This is a genomic window from Dellaglioa sp. CoH-56-MRSF-13, assembly GCF_056782095.1.
This window is the reverse complement of record NZ_JBXAYC010000007.1, coordinates 1-26,617: the sequence shown is the minus strand read 5'-3', so window position 1 is coordinate 26,617 and position 26,617 is coordinate 1. Positions and strand designations below refer to the sequence as shown.

Annotated in this window: 31 protein-coding genes, 1 other RNA gene and 1 other annotated feature; of the genes, 26 read left to right on the top strand and 6 right to left on the bottom strand. The window is 33.9% G+C overall.

Translation table 11 applies throughout. The features are described from left to right. Window positions 1-10: 10 nt before the first annotated feature. The 10 genes from AC1RP1_RS06880 to mprF all read left to right on the top strand — a co-directional run bounded on the left by AC1RP1_RS06880 (window position 11) and on the right by mprF (window position 8,328). Window positions 11-619, top strand: a complete 609-nt coding sequence (locus AC1RP1_RS06880) for an RNA polymerase sigma factor (RefSeq protein WP_481761893.1) — start codon at window positions 11-13, stop codon at window positions 617-619. A gap of 121 nt (window positions 620-740) precedes the next feature. Next, window positions 741-890 carry a 50S ribosomal protein L33 gene (gene rpmG / locus AC1RP1_RS06875; RefSeq protein ID WP_057974231.1) on the top strand — a complete coding sequence of 50 codons (150 nt, stop codon included), beginning with the start codon at window positions 741-743 and terminating at the stop codon, window positions 888-890. Between the two features lie 10 nt (window positions 891-900). Continuing rightward, window positions 901-1,080: a preprotein translocase subunit SecE gene (secE, locus tag AC1RP1_RS06870; RefSeq protein WP_057974232.1), complete on the top strand. Its 180-nt coding sequence runs from the start codon at window positions 901-903 to the stop codon at window positions 1,078-1,080. Between the two features lie 115 nt (window positions 1,081-1,195). Then, window positions 1,196-1,747 carry a transcription termination/antitermination protein NusG gene (nusG, locus tag AC1RP1_RS06865; protein WP_409022813.1) on the top strand — a complete coding sequence of 184 codons (552 nt, stop codon included), beginning with the start codon at window positions 1,196-1,198 and terminating at the stop codon, window positions 1,745-1,747. Between the two features lie 32 nt (window positions 1,748-1,779). After that, window positions 1,780-2,637, top strand: a complete 858-nt coding sequence (locus AC1RP1_RS06860; protein WP_481761894.1) for an alpha/beta hydrolase — start codon at window positions 1,780-1,782, stop codon at window positions 2,635-2,637. A 114-nt stretch (window positions 2,638-2,751) separates the two neighbouring features. Continuing rightward, complete coding sequence (gene rplK, locus AC1RP1_RS06855; protein ID WP_409021537.1) at window positions 2,752-3,177, top strand: 50S ribosomal protein L11; 426 nt, start codon at window positions 2,752-2,754, stop codon at window positions 3,175-3,177. A 105-nt stretch (window positions 3,178-3,282) separates the two neighbouring features. Further along, complete coding sequence (gene rplA, locus AC1RP1_RS06850; protein WP_409021536.1) at window positions 3,283-3,966, top strand: 50S ribosomal protein L1; 684 nt, start codon at window positions 3,283-3,285, stop codon at window positions 3,964-3,966. Between the two features lie 63 nt (window positions 3,967-4,029). Beyond that, window positions 4,030-4,145 (top strand) — a sequence feature (ribosomal protein L10 leader region). A 34-nt stretch (window positions 4,146-4,179) separates the two neighbouring features. After that, window positions 4,180-4,686 (top strand): 50S ribosomal protein L10, encoded by a 507-nt coding sequence (gene rplJ / locus AC1RP1_RS06845; protein WP_481761895.1) that lies wholly within the window; start codon window positions 4,180-4,182, stop codon window positions 4,684-4,686. A 69-nt stretch (window positions 4,687-4,755) separates the two neighbouring features. Then, complete coding sequence (gene rplL, locus AC1RP1_RS06840; RefSeq protein ID WP_409021534.1) at window positions 4,756-5,124, top strand: 50S ribosomal protein L7/L12; 369 nt, start codon at window positions 4,756-4,758, stop codon at window positions 5,122-5,124. A gap of 594 nt (window positions 5,125-5,718) precedes the next feature. After that, window positions 5,719-8,328: a bifunctional lysylphosphatidylglycerol flippase/synthetase MprF gene (gene mprF / locus AC1RP1_RS06835; protein WP_481761896.1), complete on the top strand. Its 2,610-nt coding sequence runs from the start codon at window positions 5,719-5,721 to the stop codon at window positions 8,326-8,328. Window positions 8,329-8,603: 275 nt separating this feature from the next. Here mprF and AC1RP1_RS06830 read toward each other — a convergent pair whose 3' ends face one another. Beyond that, complete coding sequence (locus tag AC1RP1_RS06830; RefSeq protein WP_481761897.1) at window positions 8,604-9,242, bottom strand: DUF998 domain-containing protein; 639 nt, start codon at window positions 9,240-9,242, stop codon at window positions 8,604-8,606. 243 nt (window positions 9,243-9,485) lie between these two features. On the opposite strand from AC1RP1_RS06830, the gene AC1RP1_RS06825 reads away from it, so the two are divergent. Beyond that, window positions 9,486-10,826 (top strand): hemolysin family protein, encoded by a 1,341-nt coding sequence (locus AC1RP1_RS06825; protein WP_481761898.1) that lies wholly within the window; start codon window positions 9,486-9,488, stop codon window positions 10,824-10,826. Window positions 10,827-11,001: 175 nt separating this feature from the next. Then, entirely contained in the window at window positions 11,002-11,538 is a 537-nt protein-coding gene (locus tag AC1RP1_RS06820) for a DUF1648 domain-containing protein (protein WP_481761899.1), read from the top strand. Window positions 11,539-11,608: 70 nt separating this feature from the next. On the opposite strand, the gene nrdF is transcribed toward AC1RP1_RS06820, so the two are convergent. From nrdF to nrdH, 4 genes are read right to left on the bottom strand one after another with little or no spacing between them, the layout of a single operon-like run. Next, entirely contained in the window at window positions 11,609-12,601 is a 993-nt protein-coding gene (gene nrdF, locus AC1RP1_RS06815; protein WP_409021529.1) for a class 1b ribonucleoside-diphosphate reductase subunit beta, read from the bottom strand. Window positions 12,602-12,622: 21 nt separating this feature from the next. After that, a complete protein-coding gene (nrdE, locus tag AC1RP1_RS06810) occupies window positions 12,623-14,800 on the bottom strand; it encodes a class 1b ribonucleoside-diphosphate reductase subunit alpha (protein ID WP_481761900.1) in 2,178 nt (725 codons plus the stop codon). After that, window positions 14,772-15,152: a class Ib ribonucleoside-diphosphate reductase assembly flavoprotein NrdI gene (nrdI, locus tag AC1RP1_RS06805; RefSeq protein WP_481761901.1), complete on the bottom strand. Its 381-nt coding sequence runs from the start codon at window positions 15,150-15,152 to the stop codon at window positions 14,772-14,774. The genes nrdE and nrdI overlap by 29 nt, the downstream gene beginning before the upstream one ends. Then, entirely contained in the window at window positions 15,152-15,382 is a 231-nt protein-coding gene (gene nrdH, locus AC1RP1_RS06800) for a glutaredoxin-like protein NrdH (protein ID WP_481761902.1), read from the bottom strand. Before nrdH ends, nrdI begins: the two co-directional genes overlap by 1 nt. 213 nt (window positions 15,383-15,595) lie before the next feature. Between nrdH and AC1RP1_RS06795 the strand changes: the two genes are divergently transcribed. From AC1RP1_RS06795 to AC1RP1_RS06735, 13 genes are all read left to right on the top strand, one after another. Next, complete coding sequence (locus AC1RP1_RS06795; protein ID WP_481761903.1) at window positions 15,596-16,198, top strand: class I SAM-dependent methyltransferase; 603 nt, start codon at window positions 15,596-15,598, stop codon at window positions 16,196-16,198. Further along, window positions 16,199-16,693, top strand: coding sequence for a tRNA adenosine(34) deaminase TadA (gene tadA / locus AC1RP1_RS06790; RefSeq protein ID WP_409021525.1), 495 nt, complete (start codon window positions 16,199-16,201; stop codon window positions 16,691-16,693). Window positions 16,694-16,740: 47 nt separating this feature from the next. Further along, window positions 16,741-16,827, top strand: an RNA gene (gene ffs / locus AC1RP1_RS06785) — signal recognition particle sRNA small type. A gap of 87 nt (window positions 16,828-16,914) precedes the next feature. Continuing rightward, window positions 16,915-18,630: a DNA polymerase III subunit gamma/tau gene (gene dnaX / locus AC1RP1_RS06780; protein WP_481761904.1), complete on the top strand. Its 1,716-nt coding sequence runs from the start codon at window positions 16,915-16,917 to the stop codon at window positions 18,628-18,630. A gap of 17 nt (window positions 18,631-18,647) precedes the next feature. Continuing rightward, complete coding sequence (locus AC1RP1_RS06775) at window positions 18,648-18,962, top strand: YbaB/EbfC family nucleoid-associated protein (RefSeq protein WP_409021523.1); 315 nt, start codon at window positions 18,648-18,650, stop codon at window positions 18,960-18,962. A gap of 27 nt (window positions 18,963-18,989) precedes the next feature. Continuing rightward, window positions 18,990-19,589: a recombination mediator RecR gene (gene recR / locus AC1RP1_RS06770; protein ID WP_409021522.1), complete on the top strand. Its 600-nt coding sequence runs from the start codon at window positions 18,990-18,992 to the stop codon at window positions 19,587-19,589. A gap of 18 nt (window positions 19,590-19,607) precedes the next feature. After that, a complete protein-coding gene (locus AC1RP1_RS06765; RefSeq protein ID WP_481761905.1) occupies window positions 19,608-19,850 on the top strand; it encodes a YaaL family protein in 243 nt (80 codons plus the stop codon). Between the two features lie 164 nt (window positions 19,851-20,014). Continuing rightward, window positions 20,015-20,656: a dTMP kinase gene (gene tmk, locus AC1RP1_RS06760; RefSeq protein WP_481761906.1), complete on the top strand. Its 642-nt coding sequence runs from the start codon at window positions 20,015-20,017 to the stop codon at window positions 20,654-20,656. Window positions 20,657-20,675: 19 nt separating this feature from the next. Continuing rightward, window positions 20,676-21,005: a cyclic-di-AMP receptor gene (locus AC1RP1_RS06755; protein WP_409021519.1), complete on the top strand. Its 330-nt coding sequence runs from the start codon at window positions 20,676-20,678 to the stop codon at window positions 21,003-21,005. A 12-nt stretch (window positions 21,006-21,017) separates the two neighbouring features. Continuing rightward, window positions 21,018-22,025 (top strand): DNA polymerase III subunit delta', encoded by a 1,008-nt coding sequence (gene holB, locus AC1RP1_RS06750; RefSeq protein ID WP_481761907.1) that lies wholly within the window; start codon window positions 21,018-21,020, stop codon window positions 22,023-22,025. A 22-nt stretch (window positions 22,026-22,047) separates the two neighbouring features. Then, window positions 22,048-22,404 (top strand): DNA replication initiation control protein YabA, encoded by a 357-nt coding sequence (locus tag AC1RP1_RS06745; protein WP_481761908.1) that lies wholly within the window; start codon window positions 22,048-22,050, stop codon window positions 22,402-22,404. Beyond that, window positions 22,401-23,282 (top strand): 16S rRNA (cytidine(1402)-2'-O)-methyltransferase, encoded by an 882-nt coding sequence (rsmI, locus tag AC1RP1_RS06740; RefSeq protein ID WP_481761909.1) that lies wholly within the window; start codon window positions 22,401-22,403, stop codon window positions 23,280-23,282. The genes AC1RP1_RS06745 and rsmI overlap by 4 nt, the downstream gene beginning before the upstream one ends. Window positions 23,283-23,294: 12 nt before the next feature. After that, window positions 23,295-24,035 (top strand): acyl-[acyl-carrier-protein] thioesterase, encoded by a 741-nt coding sequence (locus tag AC1RP1_RS06735; RefSeq protein ID WP_481761910.1) that lies wholly within the window; start codon window positions 23,295-23,297, stop codon window positions 24,033-24,035. A gap of 61 nt (window positions 24,036-24,096) precedes the next feature. Here AC1RP1_RS06735 and AC1RP1_RS06730 read toward each other — a convergent pair whose 3' ends face one another. Next, window positions 24,097-25,074 (bottom strand): asparaginase, encoded by a 978-nt coding sequence (locus AC1RP1_RS06730; RefSeq protein ID WP_481761911.1) that lies wholly within the window; start codon window positions 25,072-25,074, stop codon window positions 24,097-24,099. Between the two features lie 95 nt (window positions 25,075-25,169). On the opposite strand from AC1RP1_RS06730, the gene brnQ reads away from it, so the two are divergent. Next, entirely contained in the window at window positions 25,170-26,531 is a 1,362-nt protein-coding gene (brnQ, locus tag AC1RP1_RS06725; RefSeq protein WP_481761912.1) for a branched-chain amino acid transport system II carrier protein, read from the top strand. The last annotated feature ends 86 nt before the right edge of the window (window positions 26,532-26,617 follow it).

The following is a 26,617-nucleotide window of genomic DNA, read 5'->3' as shown; positions in this document are numbered from 1 at the left end:
GAGAGTCTACTTGTTAGATGAAACTTACCGGAGTACTGAAAACGAAACAGATTTTCAATTGATTTGCCAAATTAAATTAGGTGCAGAACATAAATTTGAACCGTTATTTGAACGATATCGTCCAATGGTTTATTCGATGATTCGTAAATACTATCTAAAATTATGGGATACTGAAGATTTTTTACAAGAGGCTAGAGCTGTTTGTTTTAAAGCATTAAAAAATTACCAACCGAACAAAGGAATTACGTTTGGACAGTATTTTAAAACCAGTCTATCGAATTGTATTTTTAGTTTAATTCGCAAACAATCAGCGACTAAAAGGCTGTCTGATGCGAACTCGCATTCTTTGGAACGATATGAAGAAACTTATGGTGAATGTGAACGGCCTTCGTTTTATTGTGAGATATTGGCAGATGACAGAATTATCCTTCAAGAAAAATTGGATGATTTTGAATTGAAATTGTCAGAGTTAGAAAGAAGTACTTTTGTTTTACTTTATTATCAAATGAAAAAGCCAGAAGAAATTGCGCTTATTTTAGAGTGCGATATGAAAAAGGTATTAGGATCTATCTCAAGGTGTAAGAGTAAGCTTGGGTTATTTTTTAAAGAAAATCGATAATTAGGAAAGAAAGAAAAGAGGGTGGTTCCTTTTTTCTTTCTTTTAATGTAAAATGAGTGTATTCTTTAAAAATGTTAGTCGAAGTTAGCGTTAGTTAACTTTACATTAAGGAGAAAAAGTCATGGCACAAAGAAAAGTAGCATTGGCTTGTATCGTTTGTGGCTCACGAAATTATATTGTAGCTGCAAAACCGAGCAGAACCGAACGCTTAGAAGTAAATAAATTTTGTAAATATTGTAATAAACATACGTTACATCGTGAAACAAAATAGGGGGATAGTTATGAGAAAAATTAATGCATTTCTTAAAAGTGTTATCGTAGAAATTAAAGCAACAACTTGGCCAACAGGTAAGGAACTACGTCGTGATACAACAACTGTTGTTGTAACTGCAATTATGTTTGCGATTTTCTTCTGGATTGTTGATTCAGGTGCTTCTGCATTCTTAACCCTATTTTCATAGAAGAATAGCTATTTAACTGATGTTTTGATATAATGACACAAGTGAGAAAACTTCGTTGATGCGGAGTTTTTTTTGTTTGAGAAAAATGAAGCTGATAATTTAAGGAGAGATATATATAATGGAATCAATCGAAAAAAGTTGGTATGTCTTACATACTTACTCTGGTTACGAAAATAAAGTTAAAACAAATATTGAATCACGTGCACAATCAATGGGTATGGAAGATTTTATTTTCCGTGTAGTTGTTCCTGAAGAAGAAGAACGTGAAGTTAAAAATGGTAAAGAAAAAACAGATATGAAGAAAACATTCCCTGGATATGTTTTAGTTGAGATGGGTATGTCAGATGAATCATGGTATGTTGTTCGTAATACACCAGGCGTAACTGGGTTCGTTGGTTCTCATGGGGCCGGAAGTAAACCAGCACCACTATTACCTGAAGAAGTAGAATTGATTCTTCGTCGTTTGGGTATGAGTGCTCGTCATCAAGAATTGGACATTGAAATTGGTGAATCTGTCACAATTATTGAAGGTGCATTTGCTAACCTTATCGGTAAAGTAACGGAAATTGATAATGAAAAATTAAAACTTAAAGTTGATATTGATATGTTTGGTCGTGAAACAAGTACAGAATTGAACTTTGATCAAGTAGATAAATTATTAGGCTAGGGTGATAACTCACAAAAGTAGAAGGTGATTTAATGACTAAGGGACTTTTGAAGATAGGCTTGTTAGGTCTAGGAGCAGGCACAAGTTTTTTCATTGGGAATAAATTTAGACGATTAGGGCATGTTTCAATTGATGCCTCTGATCCAATTGTACCTAGCGACAAGATGACCCCAACACTATTTGTTCACGGTTATAGTGGTAATCGACTTTCTTTTGGCCCAATGATTGCCCGTTTTGAACGAGCAGGCTATGGTCGTAAAGATATGGTTATCATAGTTGATGATAATGGTAGTTTACATGTTGAAGGTCAATTAAGATCTGCGCAACCATTCATTCAAGTTTTATTTAAAAATAATATAGCTCCTGTTGAAAAACAAAGCTTATGGTTACATTATATTATGCAATTTTTATATGGCGCTTATGCCATTGAAAAGGTCGATTTTGTTGGGCATTCAATGGGTAGTGTCAGTATATTACGCTATATGACAGAATACAGAGATATGACTGATGTCCCAATGGTGGCACATGCCATTTCAATTGGTGCACCATACAATGATCATAATGTAGCACAAAATACGCCTATCATTGAAGATTTATTTTTAACTGATAAAGGTCCAGTGGAAACGACTTCACTCTACCAGTATTTTGAAAAGGCAATGCAGCATCTACCGGAGAATTTACAATTTTTAAATATTGCTGGCGATTTGAAAAATGGCAATGATGGCGCTGTTTCCATTAATAGTGTTTTATCACTTCGCTATTTAGTTGAAAATCAGCTTAATTATCAGGAACTTATTGTGAGCGGTCGAAGAGCAGCACACAGATTATTACATGAAAATAAACGAGTTGATGAATCAATTTACACATTTTTATGGAAAAAGCATAAATAAGATTGCGTGGAACCCATCTGGGTGTTATATTATATTAGTATGTTCTGCATACAGTGGGAGGAGAAATTTATATCTCCATTTACCACGCACGGATTTTACAAGGAGGTATGTCACGTGGCTAAAACAGTAGCAAACGTCGTTAAATTACAAATTCCAGCAGGGAAAGCAACTCCTGCTCCACCGGTTGGTCCTGCATTAGGACAAGCTGGTATTAATATCATGGGCTTTACAAAGGAATTCAATGCACGTACAGCTGACCAAGCTGGTATGTTAATTCCCGTTGTAATTAGTGTTTACGAAGATCGTTCATTCGATTTCGTTACAAAAACACCACCCGCAGCAGTTCTTTTAAAGAAAGCTGCAGGCGTTGAAAGTGGTTCTGGCGAACCTAACACTAAAAAAGTTGCAACAGTAACTAGTGCTCAAGTTCAACAAATCGCTGAAACTAAAATGCAAGATCTAAACGCTTCAGGTGTTGAATCTGCAATGCGCATGATCGAAGGAACTGCACGAAGCATGGGATTCGTTGTAGAAGGTTAATTCCTAACTACAAACACGCTTCTCGGTCGGATACTCTATGAAAATAGATGTATCAAGTGGGAGGTTTATCCGTTAGACCACATATTGCAAGGAGGAAAATTCAAGATGGCTAAAAAAGGTAAAAATTATCAAGACGCTTTAAAACAAGTTGAAGAAGGTAAAAACTATTCAATTACTGATGCAATCGCATTAGCTAAGAAAATGGACTTTGCTAAGTTTGACGCTACAATTGAACTTGCTTACAACTTAAACTTAGATACAAAACAAGCAGACCAACAATTACGTGGGGCTGTTGTACTTCCAAATGGTACTGGTAAAGACCAAACTGTTGTTGTATTCGCTAAAGGCGATAAAGCTAAAGCTGCACTTGCAGCCGGCGCTGACGTTGTTGGTGATGATGACTTGGTTGAACGTATTTCTGGTGGCTGGTTAGATTTTGATGTTGCTATTGCAACACCAGATATGATGGCCCAAGTTGGACGTTTAGGCCGTGTCTTAGGACCTAAAGGTTTAATGCCTAATCCTAAAACAGGTACTGTTACAATGGACGTTGAAAAAGCAGTTTCAGAATCTAAAGCCGGCAAGGTAACTTACCGTACTGATAGAGATGGAAATGTTCATGTTCCAATTGGTAAAGTATCATTTGATGATGCAGCATTAATTGGTAACTTTGATGTTATCAACGATGTTATTGTTAAAGCTCGCCCATCATCAGTTAAGGGTGGCTATATCAAACATTTATCTGTTGCTACAACATTTGGTCCAAGCTTAAACTTGGCTCAAAACTAATATTAGATAATTAAATTTCTTTAGTTGACCCATATATCTAACTGTGTTAAATTTATGGAAGTCAATTAATTTATGATTCTACCGAAGACTCAGGTGGCGCAAGCCTTAATTTACCTGCCGAGGAGTGAAGTATTACTCTCTCTGTGTCTTGGTGGACACGGAGTTTTTTTATTGTAAAAAAGCTCTGACACGACTACAGGAGGTGAATCAATTATGAGTAAAGAATTTATCGCACAAAAAGCATTAATTGTGGATGAAGTAACTGAAAAATTCAATAACGCTGCATCTGCAGTTGTTGTGGATTACCGTGGTTTAACGGTTGAACAAGTGACTGCATTACGTAAGGAATTACGCGAAGCAGGCGTTGAAATGAAAGTTATCAAAAACAAGATTTTAGTACGTGCTGCTGAAAAAGCAGGGTATGAAGGTATGGAAGAAGTATTTTCTGGACCTACTGCAGTCGCATTTTCTAGCGAAGATGTTGTTGCACCTGCACGTATTATGGCTAATTTTGCTAAGACTGCTGAAGCACTTAGCATTAAAGGTGGTGTCATTGAAGGTAAAGTTGCAACGTTAGAAGAAATTAACGCTCTTGCTACATTACCTAGTCGTGATGGCTTACTTTCAATGTTACTTTCAGTATTACAAGCACCTGTTCGCAACGTTGCTTATGCAATTAACGCTGTTGCAGAAAGTAAAGACGAAGAACCTGCTGCTTAATACTTAGCATCTATGATCGGTACCTAAAGGTACACACAAAATCGTACACATAAAATGGAGGATACACACATGTCATTAGATACAGAAAAAATCATTGCTGATTTAAAAGAAGCAAGCATTTTAGATTTAAACGACTTAGTTAAAGCAATCGAAGAAGAATTCGGTGTTTCAGCTGCTGCTCCTGTAGCTGCTGCTGGCGCTGGTGCTGGCGAAGCTGCTGCTGAAAAATCAGAATTTACTGTTGAATTAACAGAAGCTGGCGACCAAAAAGTTAAAGCTATCAAAGCCGTTCGCGAAATTACAGGTTTAGGCCTTAAAGACGCTAAAGGTTTAGTTGATAACATTCCATCAGTTATCAAAGAAGGTATTTCTAAAGACGAAGCTGAAGCAATGAAAGCTTCTTTAGAAGAAGTTGGCGCAGTAGTTACTCTCAAATAATAATATTTTTATTTTTGAATAATTTTAAGCACGATGATTTCCAATTTATTGGAAATCATCGTGCTATTTTTTTGCAAAATGTTTGGTTATGTTAATAAATCGTGGTAAGGTATTTAAATAAACATATATCTGAAAAAATATTGAATAAAATGGACAAAATGTAGAGGGGGTAAGCTATAAACGAACATAATTAGAAGCGTCTATTTAAAGGATAGCGATAACTATTCCAATATTAGCGTTTGAAATCTCTTTAAAATTAGAAATTCGTCGAATTATTAATTAATGTTAAACTTTTTCTATATACATCATTAGTTATTTATTAATGTCCACAGTTTGGCATGATCACCAGCGCTTATTTAAAATTAGTTAGTATGTAGATAAAAGAGTTAATTTAGAAATAGTAACTAGATCGAAGCAAATTATTTTTATGGTGATGTTAGTTATTTTATACCAAATTTTACATAGACTACATTAATTTTATTAACGATATAGACTTTATTGTGAAATGAAGGTTACGTAGAACAAAAGAAAAAATAGTATTATATATTCCGGGGGGAGTATAAGTAACAAAAAATAAATCGGGGGATTCAAAAAATGAAAAAAATAATTAGTACGTGTAATGAATTTATTAAAAAAAGATTAACAGCAATTAAGCTTTTATTTGTTTTATCAGTTTTAATTTTTGTTATTATCCAAGTTGGACAAATATTTAAGGATATAAATGGTGAACAAGTTCAGCAAAGTTTTGAATCACAGTCAGTAAAATCCATTATATTAATGTTGGTAATTGGATTTATTGCTGTCCTTCCGATGATGATTTATGATTTTGTCATGGTTAAATTTTTACCAGAAAAGTATTCTTGGCGATACATTCTTCAAAGCGGTTGGATAACGAATACAATGACTAACATAGCAGGATTTGGTGGCCTACTAGGTGCATCACTTAGAGCTAATTTTTATAGTAAAAATGCGTCTAAAAAACAGGTGCTATTTGCTATATCAAAAATAGCATTATTTTTAGTTGCGGGTCTATCACTATATTGTTGGGTTTCTTTATTCATGATTTTTGGATTAAATATTGGACCACAATTCGGACAGTATTGGGTCTGGTTGTTATTAGGTGGCCTATATTTTCCAATTGTTTTTATTATTACAAAGACAAGAGATTCAGAATTTTTTGCAGATTTAACATTAGGTCGTGAACTAACGTTAATACTTGGCTCTTCCTTAGAATGGGGATCTGCTGGTTTATTTTTCATTTATATCGGATTTATGATGAATGTTGATACATCTAATTTAGTTGCTGTCTTCCCGTTATTTATTATCGCATCAATTATCGGTGTTATTTCAATGATTCCGGGTGGGTTAGGTTCTTTTGATGTCTTTATGATTTTAGGGTTACAAACATTAGGTGTACAGGATAGCACAGCTGTTATCTGGTTATTGTTTTATCGATTATTTTATTATATATTCCCATTCTTAGTGGGGGTATTATTATTCGTTAAAGATTCAGGACATCGTCTTAATGAGTACTTAAATGGACTACCAGTTATCTTACTCAGTAGAGTAGCACATTTTATACTTGTGTTATTTTTCTATATGACAGGTATCATCTTATTACTTGCTTCAACGGTTCCAGAATTTACATTTACTAATCCAATTATTAATTACTTATATCCTTATACCTTTTATTTCATTCATCAAATGAGTAATATTATACTTGCATTCTTAATGATTGGGATTGGTCGAGGTATTGAATCTAAAGTTAAACGTGTCTATTGGCCAATGATTATCTTTGTTGTCGTGGGTATTGCTAATACATTGTGGCATGATTTCTCAGTAACAATACTTATTTTCTTAACTATCATTCTCATTTGTGCACTATTATCTAAACCAATATTTTATCGTGAAAGATTTGAATATTCATGGGGCCGTTTATTAATTGATGGAAGTATATTTGCTGGAACATTCATTTTATACACAATCGTAGGATTCTATAACATGCCAGAATTCCACTTTAAGGGTAAAGTTCCAGATGTATTCTTATTTCCTTCAGAAAAGATATGGCTATCAGGATTCCTAGGTTTACTTTCTGCAGTTGTGGTGTTATGGATTGCATTTACGTACTTATCTGGTAAGGATAAACGATTTGGTAAGCAAGATTTTCCAGCAGATCGTGTTAAAAATGTAATTGATACTTATGGTGGTAATGAAGTCAGTCATCTTTCATTTTTAAAGGATAAAAATGTTTATTTCTATCAAAATGATGGACAGGACGAAGTATTTTTCCTTTATCAAAAAAAATCGAATAAATTAGTGGTTATGGGTGAACCTGTTGGTAATCATGAGTTTATTCGTGAAGCAATTAATCAATTTATTGTTGACGCAGATATTGAAGGATTAGAATTAGTTTTTTATGAAGTTGATGCGAAGTTAACAATGATGTTACATGAAGTTGGATTTGATTTCATTAAAACGGGTGAAGAAGGTTTTGTTAGAGTAGCTGAATTTGAATTGGCTGGTAAAAAAAGACGTTCTGAACGTGCTTTAATGAATAAATTTGAACGAGAAAACTATACATTTGCAATGATCGAGCCCCCTTATTCAAAGGAAACTATTCAAGAATTGAAAAAAATATCTGATAGTTGGCTGAATGGACAAGCTGAAAAAGGATTTTCTTTAGGATTTTTCGATGAATATTATCTTAATCAAGCGCCTATTGCTATTATTAATGATTCTGAGGGACATAAGGTTGCCTTTGCGACAATGATGCCAACCGGAAATAATAGGGTCTTATCGATTGATTTGATGAGATATAGTAGAGAAGAAGCGCCATCTGGTATTATGGATAAAATCTTTATTAGCCTTTTTCAACAAGCAAAAGAAGGCGGCTATGAATTATTCGATATGGGTATGGCACCATTGTCGAATGTAGGTGAATCTAAATTTAGTTTTGCGGAAGAAAAAATAGCTCATTTAATTTATGAATATGGGTATCATTTTTATGGTTTCCAGGGACTAAAGAAGTATAAAAATAAATATGTAACTAAATGGCAGCCAAAATATATTTCATTTAGGAAACGTAGTTCGATTGCCTTTACGTTATTACAGATTTTAGCAGTTGTAAATCAAAAAAAATCAGTAGATAAAAAGGATAGAATGCCTAGCCCTATAATGAAGTTTTTAATAAAGAATATTAGATAATATAGTATATTAAAAGGGTAGAGATATATATTATTTGAGACACCAAGACATAATTCCGGTAAAATATCGGAATTATGTCTTTTAATTTGCAAGAAATACGTTTGTTATGAAGCAAAAGAAACTCTAAATGTAGTGAACAAATAGTTAATTTAACGTACTTTTAGTCTGGAAACTGCGTATGATGATTGCTTTCTTACTCGATTATTTAGATATAAAAATGCCTCACAATTACTAGACTTATGTCTAATAATTGTGAGGCATTTCATTAATTAGTATTATCTTTTTTTAAACATATTTTTGATAGAGATTAATAAAAATGGCATATAGAGTAACCATAAATTTAAACGTTGCCACAAACCACGATAAGGAATTTTAAATTGTGAATCTGGCATAATTCTTGGATAAACAAATAAAAATTGAATTCCTAGTGAAATAATAAAGGCAACTAATAAAAGGGTTGTAATTAGTTTTTTACCTTGCTTTTGATAGAGTTTTAATAAAAAAAACATACTAATCAAAAGAGCGGTGTCGCCAATGCCTGACGAATAATTGTGGATCATACCCGTAATGCTTTGTGTATTTGATGTGAGTGCACGATCGAAAATTCCTGTTAAAAGACAATCGGTCATACTAAAAATAATTAACATAGCGGTAAACCAGCTGGCTAATTTTTTTGACGTACCTTTAAAATATTCATAGAAAGCTGGTGCTGAAAGTAAGAAAAGAAGTCCATTTATAACTTCCCAAACTTTAAATGCCATATGAGTTGGAACGCCAACTTCCCCAAAATCACTAATTAAATTAGTGAATTGCAAATAACCAGGTACAAATGGTGCTAATGCTAAAGGCAAAATCCACTCACTTATAACGGCAAGTGCCATTAAATAAAAACCATATTTCTTTAAAAAATTCATTATAGATCCCCAATTCTAATTATTTATATGATAATTTTATTATAACTTATTTAAGTAATAGTTGTTTACGAAAAGGCTAATTAAAAATGACACTTCTTAATTATAATTAAGATAATACCAAGATATATCGATTTAGATAGCCTTATTTTAGATATAATGATAAAGTGTTAACTAGTTTATGAACAATATTTTTGATATAATGGAAGTTAAGAAATTACAACAAATTGAAAGTAGGGTGTTACCTTGGATTCTGGTCCGGAAAATTATTTAGTGAATGTAATTGTTATTATCGCAATATTACTTTTGTCTGTGTTATTTACACTGACTGAGTATGCGTTGGTTCGTGTCCGTATTAGTGCATTGAAAGATATGTATGGGAAAAAGCCGCTTAAAAATATTAAGCGGGCTATTCATATGACGGAGAACCTAACGGAGTATCTGTCAACGGCCCAAGTTGGAATCACTTCAACTAGTTTGATTTTAGGTTGGATTGGTGAAAAAACAATAGCAGATGCGATTATACAATCAAATATATTACCCGCGGCTATGGCAAATGCTATTGCATCGGTTGCTGCAATTCTTATTTTTACTGTTATTCATGCTGTTTTTACTGATTTAGTACCTAAAAATATTGCAATTGCAGATCCATTGCCAGTATTATTATTTATTGTCCGTCCTATTATGTTTTTCCATATTGTGTTATACCCATTAATTTGGATTTTAGATCGTTCAGCAAATTGGATTACGCATTTGTTAGGTTATGAAGTTGAAAATGAAGAAGATATTTATTCGCAAACTGAAATTCTCTCATTATCTCGATTATCCGCAAATGCTGGTGAACTTGATGAAGAAGATTTAACATTCATGCGACGAGCATTTGATATGAATGATAAAGTGGCAGAAGATATCATGATTGACCGAACATCGATGGTTGCAGTAGACGTAGACGATTCAATTAGAAACGTTGTTAATTTATATTGGAGAACTAGATATTCAAGGTTCCCAGTTATTGCTAACAATGATAAAGATAAAGTTATCGGGTACGTTTATAGTTATGATTTATTGCGACAGGAAAAAATTGATAAGACAAATTTGATTTCAACAATTATGCGTGATATTCCGGCCGTTCAAGAAAATGCTGAAGTTCATAGTATTATGGATGTTATGGTATCTAAGAGAACACCAATCGTTATCGTCGTTAATGAGTATGGTGGGACTTCAGGGATTGTTACAGATAAAGATATCTATGAAGAATTATTTGGTGTTGTTAGAGAAGAATTTGATGATACGAATGACGATAATATAGTAGATATGGGAAACAATAAATTTAAAGTTTCAGGTAAAGTGACATTATATGATTTTGAAAGATATTTTGATACAACGCTTAAAGAAACGGAAGAAAGTGAAGCGGTGACGCTTACTGGATTTGTGCTTAATAATGACTCAAAATTTCGAGCTAATGATGAAATGAAAATTGCTAATTTTAATATTAAGGCATTGGACTATGAAAATGCTTATATTTCAGAATTTGAAGTAACTGTTTTACCAACAGATAAAAGAGTGATTAACAAAGTGAACGCTTAAAAAAATAGTATTTAGGGTTAGTTTTTAATTAGCTCTAAATGCTATTTTTTTTACTACATTACTGGTAAGGATTATAGCTTGCCAATTGGTAAAAGTAGTAACCATATTAATTTGAATCAAACGACTATTTCGAATTATTTAAAATGGTCACAATATCTGGTAGGAGGAGACAATTATGAAAAATAAAAGGAATATCAGCGCCATCTTATTTGGATTTGTTCCAATGATTATGGGAGTAGTTTTGTATCACAAATTACCCAATAAAATTCCGATTCACTGGAATATAGGTGGTAATATTGATCAGTATGGTGATAAAAATCTAGTTATTATTGGGTTCCCATTATTGATGATTTTAATCAATGTGGTGATAATGGTAATAGATAACACTAATCGTCAAAATAAGAAACTAGATACAGCTTTAATTTGGATTACGCCAATCTTATCAATACTTTTAGCAACAATGATATTTGCTACCGCGTTGGGACATCAGGTTAATATTATTAGCAGTGTTGCACTGATAGTGGGAACATTGCTGATCATCTTAGGAAACTATGCGCCTAAAACGGTTCCTAATAAATATACCAACTTTAGGATGAAGAAAATAACGCAGGATTCTAGTCATCGTGAGAAATTAAATCGTTTATCAGGTGTATGGATGGTCATTATAGGAATATTGATACTTTGTGCGGGAATAGTGGGAATGTTACTGTAATTGTAAAGTTAAAACTGTTAAATAAAAAATCCTTACTATCAGTTTTTAGGCTGATAGTAAGGATTTTTTTCTAACGTTTAGGACGACGTTTCATTTGGCCGCTTTCACCAATTTCATAATCTGAATCATCCATTGATTCCACACTACCAAGTAAGTAGCCATTACCAACTTGAGAGAAGAAATCATGATTAGATGTTGATGTTGAAATTCCGTTCATGACAACAGGATTAACATCAGAAGCTGTATCAGGGAACAAAGGATCTTGGCCTAAATTCATTAGAGCTTTGTTGGCATTGTAACGTAAGAAGGTTAAAACTTCTTCAGTCCAACCAACTTCATCATAAAGTTCATGGGTATATTTTTCTTCGTTTTCATATAATTCAAACAGAAGGTCATACATCCAGGTCTTCATTTTACCTTGTTCTTCTTCAGAAAGTTCGTTGAATCCTAATTGGAATTTATAGCCAATGAAGGTACCATGAACAGATTCATCACGTAAAATTAATTTAATAATTTCAGCAACGTTTGCCAGTTTGTTATGGCCTAAATAGTAAAGTGGCGTATAGAAACCAGAGTAGAATAAGAACGTTTCAAGAAAAACAGAAGCAACTTTTTTCTCCAATGGTGACCCGTTTTGGTAAATACCATTAATACGTTGTGCTTTTTTTTGTAAAAATTCGTTTTTGTCTGTCCATTCGAAAATTTCAGTAATCTCTGAAGCTGTATTCAACGTTGAAAAAATTGATGAATAACTTTTAGCATGAACCGATTCCATAAATTGAATATTATTTAAAACAGCTTCTTCGTGGGCAGTCCGTGTATCATGACGCAACGCTTCCATCCCATCTTGTGATTGCACCGTATCCAACAATGTTAGCCCACCAAAATCATGACCAACTAATGTTTTTTCTGCAGGACTCAGTGTACGCCAATCATCTAAATCATTTGAAAGGGGGATACGTGTATCTAACCAAAATTGTTCTGTTAGTTTTTCCCAAGTTGCTTTATCAACTTGATCTTCAACTTCGTTCCAATTAATTGCTTTGTAACTATCATTATTCATTTAACTTTCCTCCGTTACAGTTTAGATAACACAACTCTCACAAGCGTTTGCGCCAACTTCTTCTTGATCATCAGTAAAGGTTCTGATGTAGTAAATTGACTTAATACCTTTATTATACGCATAATTACGCAAAATGTTTAAGTCACGTGTTGTCATTTTATCTGTCCGACCATTTTTCCATTCGTAGAGGCCTTCAGGAATCGTTGAACGCATGAATAAAGTTAAACTAAGTGATTGATCGATATGTTCCTGTGCAGCAGCGTAAACGTCAATAACTTTACGCATATCCATGTCGTATGCAGAAGTATAGTATGGAATCGTGTCATTTGAAAGGTAAGGAGCTGGATAGTAAATCTTTCCAATTTTCTTTTCTTGACGCTCTTCGATTCGGTTAATAATTGGGTGAAGACTGGCAGTAGTATCGTTAATATATGAAATAGAGCCATTAGGTGCAACAGCCAATCTATTTTGATGATAAAGACCGTCAGTTTGAATATTAGCTTTCAAAGTCGCCCAATCTTCTTGATTAGGGATGTCGATGCCATCAAATAAGGCAGCAACTTTATCAGAAGTAGGGCCCCAATCTTCGTTAAGATACTTATCAAAGTAGGTACCAGTTGCATAAGTACTTTTTTCAAAGTTATGGAATGTTTCATTTTTTTCTTTAGCGATAGCATTTGATGATTTTAATGAGTAATAGTTAAGCATCATAAAATAAACACTAGTGAAATCGATTGAGTCTTCTGAACCATAATGCATATGGTTTTTAGCGAAGTAGGCATGTAAGCCCATTGCACCTAAACCGATGGTATGCGCTAAGTTATTTCCATGTTGAATAGGAGGCACAACATCAATATCTGAACTATCAGTTACAAAAGTTAAAGCGCGAACCATTGAATCAACTGAACGGCCAAAATCTGGAGAAGCCATCATATTAACAATGTTAGTTGAGCCTAAGTTACATGAAATATCAGTCCCCATAACATCGTAGCCTTGTGCATTATTCACAGTTGATGGTGTCTGAACCTGCATGATTTCTGAACAAAGATTACTCATAATGATTTTACCATCAATTGGGTTTGCGCGATTTGCTGTATCAACATTGACAATATAAGGATAGCCTGACTCTTGTTGCAGCTTAGAAATTTCAGTTTCTAATTCGCGGGCAAGAATCGTTTTTTTACTAATATTTTTATTGGCAACCATATTGTCATATTCTTTTGTGATATCAACATAGGAATAAGGGACTCCATATTCTCTTTCAACACCGTAGGGATCGAAAAGATACATCGTTGCATTATCTTTAATGAGTTCGTAAAATTTATCAGGTACAGTGATGCCTAGTGATAAAGTTTTAACACGGATTTTTTCATCAGCATTTTCTTTTTTAGCTGACAGGAAAGCAACAATATCTGGATGGAAGACGTCTAAATAGACAACTCCAGCACCTTGACGCTGTCCTAGTTGGTTAGAATATGAAAAACTATCTTCTAATAATTTCATAACGGGTAGAACACCAGAAGCAGCGCCCTCAATCCCTTTAATTGGTGCACCTGCGCCACGTAAATTACTGAGCGTAATACCAACACCACCACCAATTCGAGATAATTGAAGTGCTGAGTTAATGCCACGTCCAATACCATTCATATCATCAGTAATTTGAATTAGGAAGCAAGAAACTAATTCTCCACGACGTTTACGACCGGCATTTAAGAAACTAGGTGTAGCAGGTTGGTAACGTTGATGAATCATTTCGTCAGCTAAATTCATAGCTAGTTCTGTATTACCATCAGCAAAGTAAAGAACGTTCATTGCAACACGATCAATATAATTTTCAAGGTAATAGGCATTATTATCAGTTTTAAGTGCGTATTGAGCATAAAATTTGTAGGCAGCCATAAATGTACCGAAATGGAATTTTTGAGCTGCTAAATAAGCGTAGAGCTCCTCTATAAATGAGAAGTCATATTTATTATAAAAATCAGTTTCAATATAGTTGTTGTCAATTAAATAATCAAAACGTGCTTTTAATGAATCAAATTGCATTGTATTTTCAGCAACATTTTCTTTCAAAAAGGCGGTTAAGGCTTCTTGATCTTTTTGAAGTGGGATTTGACCGTCTACGGGAATATTAATTTCATTATTTAAATCATAATAAGTGACTTTATCACTATTTAACGTTTTTAATGTCAATTTCATCAACTACTTTCTTCATATTGATTACATCTTCTTCAGTGCCATTGAATTCAAATTCATATAATAATGGGACGTGATAGTCGGTTGCGATATCTTTGGCTGTAAAAATAAAAAGTTGGGCGAAGTTGCGGTTCCCACCGCCAACAACACCCAGTATATTTTCTCTATTTGATTGATATTCAATAAAGTCGTTGACCGATTCAGTGAGCCCAATTTCATAAGTTGGAACAATTAAAATATAGGGTTCATTTAATTCAATAAGCGGGTTTGTTGGATCGATTTCAAATGAAGGATAGCCAATTTTATTGATGAAGCGTCGTGTTTGTCCAGTAATGCTAAAGAAAACAATTTTCATTAGACTGCCAACTTTTTAAGCATATCAGGACGAAATCCTGCGATTGTATCGAATCCAGTAGCTTCTATAACAGGAACAGCTTGGAAACCTTGGCCTTTCAAGTAATCGATTGCGTTATCGTCTTCGGAAATGTTACGTTCATCAAAGTCGACGTTGTTTTCTTCTAAAAAACGTTTTGTCATTTTGCATTGGATGCAGTTGTTTTTTGTAAATACAGTAACTTTTTTCATTATATAAATTCCCCTTTGTTGTTTTGTTTAATAAGATAAGTATACAACACATAATCCAAAAATCAATTGAAAAAAACACTACATTTAGTGTGATTTTAAGTTGCATCACACAAGATGTAGTGTTCAAGGTCTTGGATTGTTTATATTAAATTTTGATTGCGAAAATTCGATTTTCTCCGTATTATAGAAACTATTGAGAAAGTAGGTAAAAATATGACGAATTATTATTTTTCGAAAAATCCAGATGTTATTCATGATGAAAAAGAATGGACATTTAAACTGTTGAACAACGAGTTTAAGTTTACCACAGATAATGGTGTATTTTCAAAAAAAACAGTCGATTTTGGTTCAAGAGTTTTATTAAATGCAGTTGAGCAACAAAAAATAATTCCGGGAAATATTTTAGATGTTGGATGTGGATACGGTCCAATAGGACTTGCTATAGCCAAGAATCAACCAGAACGAAAAATAGACATGACAGATGTAAACGAATTAGCATTAGAATTAGCAAAGAAGAACGCGGTAATCAATAAAATTAATAATATAGAAGTTTTTGAATCTGCCGCATACAGTCATGTAAAAAAGACAGATTATGCTGCAATTCTTACAAACCCGCCTATTAGAGCAGGCAAAGAGGTCGTTCATGAAATTTTAAGTGGCGCATTCGACCATTTAAAAGTTGGCGGACAATTGTTTGCTGTATTACAAAAGAAACAAGGGGCAAGTTCGGCTCAAAAGAGAATGACTGAAGTTTTTGGTAATTGTGACATTATTTTAAAAGATAAAGGTTACTATATTTTAATGAGTGTGAAGTAAATGGTAGAAAAATTAACTGAAGAACAAAAAGAATTTTTTATGCGCGAAGCTTTATATGAAGCAAGAAATGCAAAAATTATTGGTGAAGTACCAATTGGCTGTGTTGTTGTACAAAATGGTGAGATTATTGGACGAGGCCATAATATTCGTGAACACGTGCAAGATGCAACCCTTCACGCTGAAATTTTAGCCATCCAAGAAGCCTGTGCTACGATTCATAGCTGGCGTCTTGTAGATGCGCAATTATTCGTAACACTAGAACCATGCCCAATGTGTAGTGGTGCGATTATCAATTCAAGAATCCCCGAAGTTTACTTTGGTGCATTTGATCCTAAAGCAGGAACTGCAGGCAGCATTGGGAACTTATTAACGGATGAACGATTTAATCATCAAGCAAAAGTAGAATCTGGATTATTATTAGATGAAGCCAAAGACCTACTCCAATCATTCTTTAGAGAAGTTCGTCGTAAAAGAAAAGAAAAAAAGCAATCATAAAGGTAGCTTTTTGTTGGAATTTAATGTATTATAATAATTGCCGCAAGGCCTTAAGGCAATAGTGTGCTTACGAATTGTGTCAGATCCGGAAGGAAGCAGCACTAAGTTTGATTCACTTTGTGCCTTAAGTAATTATGATTATTTAAGACTCTTAGTCAGAAATGGCTGAGAGATTTTTTTATTTAAAAAGCTATTTATAGATTTTGAAAGGAGAGATTGTGATGAGTTACCAAGCTTTATACCGTGTCTGGCGTCCACAAAAATTTAGTGATTTAGTTGGACAAAACATGATTACGCAGACGTTGAAAAATGCAATTATGACACAACAAACAAGTCATGCATACATTTTTAATGGTCCACGTGGAACAGGTAAAACGTCCGCAGCTAAAATTTTTGCTAAGGCAGTTAATTGTCACTTCCAGGAAAATGGCGAACCATGTAACAAATGTGAGACATGTATCGCTATTACGAATGGTCAATTAAACGATGTTATCGAAATTGATGCCGCTTCTAATAATGGGGTTGAAGAAATTCGTGATATCCGTGACAAAGTAAAGTATGCACCCACACAAGCTGATTTTAAAATCTATATTATTGATGAAGTTCATATGCTATCTACGGGTGCTTTTAATGCACTCTTGAAGACGCTTGAAGAACCACCTGAAAATGTTATTTTTATTCTTGCTACAACGGAACCACATAAGATTCCAGCAACCATTATTTCTAGAACTCAGAAATTTGATTTCAAGCGTATTACGCCAGCTGACAGTTATGAACGAATGGTTTATATTTTGTCTGAAAAAGGAATTGAATATGAAGAACCAGCGCTTAAAGTTATCGCTAAAGCAGCTGAAGGTGGAATGCGGGATGCTTTGAGTATTTTAGATCAGGTCATTTCATTCGGTGATAACAAGGTGACTTTGGATAATGCTTTGTTAGTAACCGGTAGTGTAACACAGGATAAAATACAGAATTACGTCACGGAAGTTAGTCAAAAAGCGACTACTGAGGCATTAGAAACGATACAAGCAATTATAGACGAAGGTAAAGATTCAACTAGATTAATCGAAGATTTAATTGCCTATAGTCGTGATTTACTATTATATCAGCAAGCACCAGCACTTATTAATCAACTAGAATTAGGGATGGTTAATGATGATTTTAAAAACTTATCACAGACTATTTCTGCTGATTTCTTATACCAAATGATAAATGTTTTAAATGAAATTCAACAACAAATGCGATTTACAACACATCCAGATGTTTATTTAGAAGTATTAACAATTCGATTATCACAATTTAATACCTCTGATACGATTGCGGAGACGACTCAATCAGAATTAAGTTCAGATGCATCTAAACAAATTAATAATTTAACTAAAACAGTTGAAGACTTGAAAAAGCAAATAATTGATTTAAGTCAGAATGATAATCAACCGCAAGTGGCAGTAATAGCTAAGCCTAAAAAAGTTGCCTCTACTCAAAAAAAAGCAACATTAAATTTATCTCAAATTTATCCTATTTTAGATCACGCAACAAAAGAAAGTTTGGTACAATTAAAACAGGTTTGGCCAGAGTTGTTGCATCAACTTTCAGTTACACAACGTGCGATTATGCAAGCTAGTGAACCGGTTGCGGCTAGTCCTGACAGTGTACTTGTTAGTTTTAATTACGAATTCTTGTCTGTCAAAGCTTCAAGTGATACAGAGTTACTCGATGCTTTAGGTAATGGGTTAGATCGATTATTACATCATGTCCCTAAGGTGGTCTGTATTACAGCAGAGCAATGGCCAGAAGTCCGAAAATCTTACATTAAACAAAATGAGCACGAGGGAACTGAAACAATTATTGAGCCAGAACCTGAAGTAGTAGAACCAATTGTTTCAAAAGCTGAAGAAATTTTTGGAACAGAAAATATAGAAATTAAACAGGATTAGAAAGGAAGTAATTAATAATGATGCGTGGAAATGGTAATATGCAAGGTATGATGAAACAAATGCAAAAATTACAAAAAGATATGACAAAAGACCAAGAGGCTTTGAATGCAACTGAATTTGTTGGCGAAGCTTCAAATGATTTAGTTAAGGTAACCTTTACAGGGGACAAAAAAATGACTGATATCATGATTAAAGAAGAAGCAGTCGATCCTGATGATGTTGATATGTTACAAGATTTAATTATTATGGCTGTTAATGATGCTATGACAAAAATTGAAAAAACAACAACTGATAAATTGGGTAAATATTCTCAAGGGATGCCTGGACTATAAACTTAAAATTAAAGAAGGCTAAAGAAAATGCAATATCCTGAACCTATCGCAAAATTGATTGAAAGTTATATGAAATTACCAGGTATTGGTGGTAAAACTGCTACAAGATTAGCTTTTTTTACAATTGATATGGATGAAGATGATGTCACCGATTTTGCTAAATCACTAATATCTGCCAAACGAGACCTACATTATTGTAGTATCTGTGGCAATATTACTGAAGAAGATCCTTGTCAGATTTGTTCTGATTCATCACGTGATCAAACCAAAGTTATTGTTGTAGAAGAACCTAAAGATGTGATGTCTTTAGAAAAAATGAAAGAGTATCACGGCTTGTATCACGTGCTTCATGGTGTATTATCACCAATTGAAGGTAAAGGGCCGGAAGATATTAATATCACAAGTTTATTAACACGTCTTCAATCGCATCCCGATATGCAGGAAGTTATTATTGCGACAAATGCAACGCCAGAAGGTGAAGCAACGTCAATGTATTTATCGAGATTGATTAAACCGGCTGGAATTAAAGTGACAAGATTAGCCCATGGACTATCTGTAGGTAGCGATATTGAGTACGCAGATGAAATGACGTTGTTTAAAGCGATTGAAGGACGTACTGAAATATAGAAATGAGCTGACGGTGTAATGTTTAATAAAAAAACAAAACTTAAATTACGTAAAGAGTATGACGCTAAGTTGCTAGAGTCAATTGATCTCGCTAAAATAGCATGGGATCAAGCCAAACAAACTGAAGAGGCCATTTACGAAGTTGATGAAGAATTAATTAATGAAACACAGATGGCAAGAAAAAGATATTTCTTTCTCTATAATGAAGCGCGTGTTCGTTCAGTTAAAGGGCATATGCAGGCTTCAGTAATCACACATTAAATTAGAAAGAACGTTGAGACAATTCGCCTAACTTGTCTTGGCGTTTTTTTGTGAAATGCTGATTAGATTTATTAAATAAGAGATAGTATACTAATAGTAGGTTTATCTTATGGACAGGTTTTTAAGATTCAAGTACAATAATAATAAGTATTGGGGTCGTTAATGTGACTGGAAAATTTATAACGATTGAAGGACCAGATGGGTCCGGCAAAACGAGTGCCTTAAAAGGTATTATAAAAAAGATACAAAATAACTTGGTAAAAGAATTAGTTATAACACGTGAACCAGGTGGAAGTCCGATATCTGAAGCCATTCGTGAAGTTGTCTTAAATCAAGATTATCCAGAGATGGATAAACGAACTGAAGCATTATTGTTTGCAGCATCAAGACGTCAGCATATCGCAGAAATAATTTTCCCAGCACTTAAGGAAGATAAAATTGTAATATGTGATCGTTATGTTGATAGTTCAATTGCTTACCAAGGTGCTGGTAGAGATATCGGAACGCAAGCGGTTGCTGATATGAACCTATTTGCAACAAATGGAACAGAACCTGATTTAACTTTATACTTTGACGTACCATCAGAAATTGGATTAAAACGAATTTTTGAGCATCGTCAAAATGAAATAAATCGTTTAGATGATGAAAAGTTAGAGTTCCATCAAAAAGTACGCAAAGCATACCAACAATTAGCAGTGAAAAATCCAGAACGTATTATAACCATTAATGCGGCGCAACCTTTGGAAAAAGTAATTGACGATTGTATTGACGTTCTGAAGAAAAAATTACCCGAGTCTTTTAAATAAATGAAATGAGGGAATTCAAATGAAATTAATTACAGCGATTGTTCAAGATAAAGATAGTAACCGATTAAGCAATATATTTATAGATTCAAATGTCCGTGCAACAAAACTATCAACAACTGGTGGTTTTTTAAAGTCTGGTAATACAACCTTTTTAATTGGTATTGAAGATGAACGTGTTGATGAGGTATTACAAATCATTAAAGAGACATCATCAACGCGTGAACAATTTATGGCCCCCCCTGTTAACTTAGATGTTTCAATGGATGCACAAGTACCATTTCCATTAGAAGTTCAGGTTGGTGGTGCAACAGTATTTGTCTTACCAGTAGAAGAGTTTCATCAATTTTAGGAGTAAATAGTAATGACAGAATTAGCTGATGAAACCAGTAATATTAAAATTCAAGAATTACAGCCAAAATTAATTGAACATTTTGAAAAATTGATAATAACAAATAAGTTAGCCCATGCTTATCTATTTTCCGGACCAGAAGGTATTGGTAAGGTTGAACTAGCACAATGGATTGCAATGCGACTCTTTTGTACTGCTGACGAGGATCAAAAGCCTTGCGGTGTATGTGGTGAATGTCAACGAATTCTATCAGGTAATCACCCTGATATCGTGAGTGTTAAGCCTGAAGGCCAGTCAATTAAAGTTGATCAAATTCGATTTTTGAAATCAGAATTTTCAAAAAGTGGTGTTGAAGGTAGCCAAAAGATTTTTATAATTGAAAAAGCTGAGAGTATGACAGCTAGTGCTGCGAACAGTTTACTTAAATTTTTAGAAGAGCCTGTTGGAAATGTGAAAGCTTTCTTATTAACAGAAAATAAAAATCAAATTTTGCCAACTATTCAATCACGGTGCCAACTGGTTAATTTTGTCGCACTCTCTCAAGAAAAATTGATTCAAAATTTATTAAATCAAGGTATCTTGAAAGATCAGGCTCAGTTACTTGTTCATGTAACTGAGAGTACAAGCCATGCTGTAGCATTAGCACAAGATGAGAATTTTACTGAAATGACAAATCAAGTTTGGAATTGGTTCAGTAAATTATTGAAAAATGATGCTGAAAGTTTCATTTTGGTACAAACAAAACTAGTGCCACTCGCAAAAGAAAAACAACAACAGGCATTGATGGTTGATTTAATGGTACTGTTAGCGCGTGATTGTTTACTTGTCCGTTATAATCGTAAGGAACAAGTGAGTTTTTCTAATCGTTTAACTGAAATTGATAAAATAACTCAAATGATTAGTGATAAAAAGTTAGTTGCTATATTAGATGGTTGTTTACAAATTAAAACGATGCTCCAAATAAATATGACATTTCAAAGTGCAATTGAAGTAACAACGTTAAAATTAATAGATTTATAAAATATGAAATGAAGGTGATTTTGTGGATAAGCGTCAACTATATGATAATTTTATAGCTATCGAGGAAGAAATGAAAAAAATGTTATCGAGTTTTGAAACAATAAAATCTGATATGACTGGTGTTCTTGAAAATAACGCTGAATTGGAGATTGAAAACCAACATTTGAGAGAACGATTAAGTGAAATAGAACGACAAACGTCTAAGAATTTTAATGAATCTTCCGATGCAAATCTGTCAAAATCACGTCAAAACTTAGAAAAATTATATGATCAAGGTTTTCATATTTGTAATATTGAAGGGATGTACGGATCACGTCGAGTCGATGATGAACCTTGTGCTTTCTGTTTAGATTTAATTTATGGGGAGCGCGAAGTATGAGTGAAATAGCAGCACAAAGCAGTTTTCAAGGTAAAGGGACAACTGGGTCATTATATTTAGTACCGACACCAATTGGTAATTTATCTGATATGACGTTTAGAGCGATTGATATTTTAAAAGAGGTTGACTATATAGCAGCCGAAGATACACGAAACACACAAAAATTATTAAATCATTTTGAAATTGAAACAAGTCAATTGAGTTTTCATGAACATAATACGCAAGAACGTATTCCGCAATTTGTTGATAAAATATTGGCTGGTCAATCAATCGCACAAGTAAGTGATGCAGGAATGCCATCAATTAGTGATCCTGGGCATGATCTTGTTAAAGCATGTATTGAAGCTAAGATTCCAGTTGTGCCACTTCCTGGGGCAAATGCCGGGATCACTGCATTAATAGCTTCTGGATTAGCGCCACAACCGTTCTTATTCTATGGTTTTTTATCGCGAAAACCTAAGAGTCAAAAAGAAGAATTAGCTGAGTTGAAAAATCAAACAATGACGCTTATTTTTTATGAAGCACCACATCGCTTGAAAAAAACATTAACACAAATAGCTGCTAGCCTTGGTGGTCAGCGTAAAGTTGTACTATGCCGAGAATTAACTAAACGTTATGAAGAATTCTTGCGTGGAACACTGGATGATGCTATCAAATGGGCTGGCACTGAGCAAGTCCGTGGAGAATTTTGTGTAATTGTTGAGGGAAATGATTCGCCAGAAGCAACGGAAGTTGATCATCTGGCTAATATGTCAATTGAAGAACAAGTTGATTATTTGATTGAAACAGGTATGAAAACTAATGATGCGATAAAAGAGATTGCTAAGAAACAAGAGATGAAAAAACAAGAAGTTTATAATCTGTATCATCAGATTTAAGGAGTGAACATATTGGCAGATAATAAATTTAGTGAGCTACATCGTGCGGTTTACTATGAAGGCGATAAAAGTGGGCGTGTGACAGTAGCAATGCTAATTAACATGATTATTTTGGTTTCAACAGACCAAAGTGATAGCTTAGGAATTACTGAAAAAGATTTAACAAATTTGGGCTTTGGTTGGGTTATTACACAATATCTTATTGATATTTCGAGAATACCACATATTGATGAGAATTTAACATTAACTACTGAGGCTGTTTCGTACAATCGTTTCTTCTGTTACCGAGATTTCTGGGTTCATGATGAAGCAGGTAATGAGTGTGCACATATTCATGCTGTATTTGTTTTAATGGATCATAAAACACGTAAAATGACTCGTGTATTGCCAGAAGTTATTGAACCTTTTGGTGCTGAATATACACGAAGAATTGAGCGTTTGGAGAAACCAGTTGGTATCATGAAAGAAGATACAATAGCTGCTAAAAAATCATATGACGTTCGATTCTTTGATATTGATCCAAATCAACATGTAAACAATTCAAAATATTTTGATTGGTTATTAGATTCATTGTCAGAAGACTTTTTAATGTCACATGATTTGAAACATATGAATATTAAATATGAAAAAGAAATTCACTATGGTCATAAGATAGATAGTATCGTTGTTATTGATAACTTAACGACACATCACCAGATTAAAATTGGTGATGATGTTTATTGTGAAGCTGACTGTGAGTGGACGAAACGTTAGAATAAAAAATGCTCTGAGTAACTGGAAGTCTATCCAGTTACTCAGAGCATTTTTTATATTTTTATGATAAAGCATCTGCGACATAAATCGAGAGTTCTTCTTTTTCAAGACCAGCACTTAATCCAACCAATAGTTTGATTCTTGCTTTTTGACCATTTAAGCCACGACAGAAGATGCCGCCCATTTTTTTCAATTGAACGCCACCACCTTCATAGTCGTAAACATCTTGTGCCACGCCATTAAAGCAACGTGAAACAATTACAACTGGAATATCGCGATCAATTAATTTTTGAAGATTAGCTAAAACTTGTGGGGGAAGATTTCCTGCACCAAGAGCTTCAATGACAATACCGTTCGTTTGGTCATTATTAAGAAAACCAAGTAAATCAGCATCCATTCCAGCATAAGCCTTAATTAAATAAACATGATCAACAACTTTGTCGATTGCTAAGCAAGTCTGGCTTAGCAATTCGGCAAAAAAGGTCACGTTATCTTTAGCGATACTACCAATTGGGCCAAACGTTGGTGTTCTAAAAGTTGCGACATTTGTTGTATGTGTTTTTGTTACATAGCGTGCTGTATGAATTTCATCATTCATAACAACTAAGACACCTTTATCAACTGCATCATCACTTGCTGCAGTTAAGATGGCTGTTTGAAAATTGTGTAAGCCATCTGAGCCTATTTCATTTGCGGAACGCATAGCACCTGTTAAAACGACAGGTAGATGGTTCGGTAATGTAAGATCTAAAAAATAAGCAGTTTCTTCTAATGTATCCGTACCGTGAGTAATAACAATACCATCAATCGCTTCCGCGGATGCACGCATAATTCTTTTTTGAATAATTAGCATCTCTATGGGGCCAATATGTGGGGATGGTAAGTTAAAAATATTTTCAGTGATTAAATCGAAACGATCACCAAATGGATTTTCAACTTGGTTTAAAGGGTTTTCTGCACCAGGTGCAACTGCGCCTGTTTCTTGATTTTCAGACATGGCGATTGTACCACCAGTGTGTAAAATTAATATTTTTTTCATATTTTCCTCCTTGCTGACACTTAGATTATACATATTATATTGTACTTTGACTATGAATTTGTTACTGTATATGAACAGATAAGGTGGTTATGAGAATGAAAGAAAAACAATTAAGTAAGAATGAGTATTTATTTATTAGCTCAATGTTATTCGGTTTATTTTTTGGCGCGGGAAATTTAATTTTTCCAGTCTTTGTAGGTCAACAATCCGGACAAAACCTGTGGATAGGTAATTTAGGCTTTCTAATTGCTGGTGTTGGGTTACCTTTTTTAGGTGTAATTGCTATTGGATTGTCTAAAAGTAGGGGAGTTTTCGATTTAGCCTCTAAGGTTAATCGAACGTATGGCATAATTTTCACAATGTTGCTCTACCTAACTATTGGACCGCTATTTGCAGGTCCAAGATCAGCAACTATTCCGTTTGAAATTGGAATTGCACCACATATTAAAGCCAGCCAACATTCAGTATGGCTATTATTATTTTCAATTTTATTCTTCACAATAGTTTGGCTTTTGGCAGTTAAACCAACCAAGATATTAGTCTATGTTGGTAAGTATTTAAATCCCATATTTTTATGTGCGTTGGCTATTTTATTGTTATTTGTATTTATTAAGCCAATGGGTAATTTTTCAGATTTCCCCGCAACAAGTTCTTACAAGAATGGTGCTTTTATGTCTGCTTTTGGGCAAGGATATTACACTATGGATGCACTCGCTGGTTTGGCTTTTGGTATTATCATTGTGGATACAATTAAAGATTTAGGTATTACGAATCCTAAATCAATTACTAAAGGGATTATCTATTCTGGTAGTATCAGTGTTATTTTGATGGGAATCATCTATACATGCTTGGCCTATCTTGGGGCAACGAGTCTGGGTGTATTTCCACATTCTGGTAATGGTGGTGCTATTTTAGCTCAAGTTGCTCAACGTTATTTTGGACAATTCGGAAGTTTCTTTCTTGCTGCAATTATTGTTGTTGCTTGTATTAAAACGGCAATTGGCGTGACTAGCGCATGTGCTAAAACATGTGTTGAAATTATTGGTCATGGTAGCTATAAATTGTATTTAACACTTGGTTGTGTGATTAGTTGTTTAATTGCCAACGTTGGGTTAGATCAATTAATTACATTATCAACACCAGTTTTGATGTTGCTTTACCCACTTGCTATTGTATTGATGATTGCTGCCTGTTTAGAACCTACTTTAAATAAGTATGACTTAAAAGTCAGCATTATCTACAAATGGTTAACCGTTTTAACGCTTTTTAGTGCCATTTTTGATGGACTAAACGCGATGCCAATTTCAATTAAAAATTTAGCTTTTGCTAAAAATATGTTAGCATTTGCAAATCATTATTTACCACTGTTTAATATTGGCTTAAGTTGGATAGTTCCTGCTGCGTTAGGATTACTTATGGGACTAATTTTTATGATTCGTGAAAAGAAAATAAATTAAAAAGAAACATGAAGTGAACCCCAAAAGTTGGAGTAAATATTAAGCGATCATCTGGTCGGTATGTTTTCGATATTCAATCGGAGACA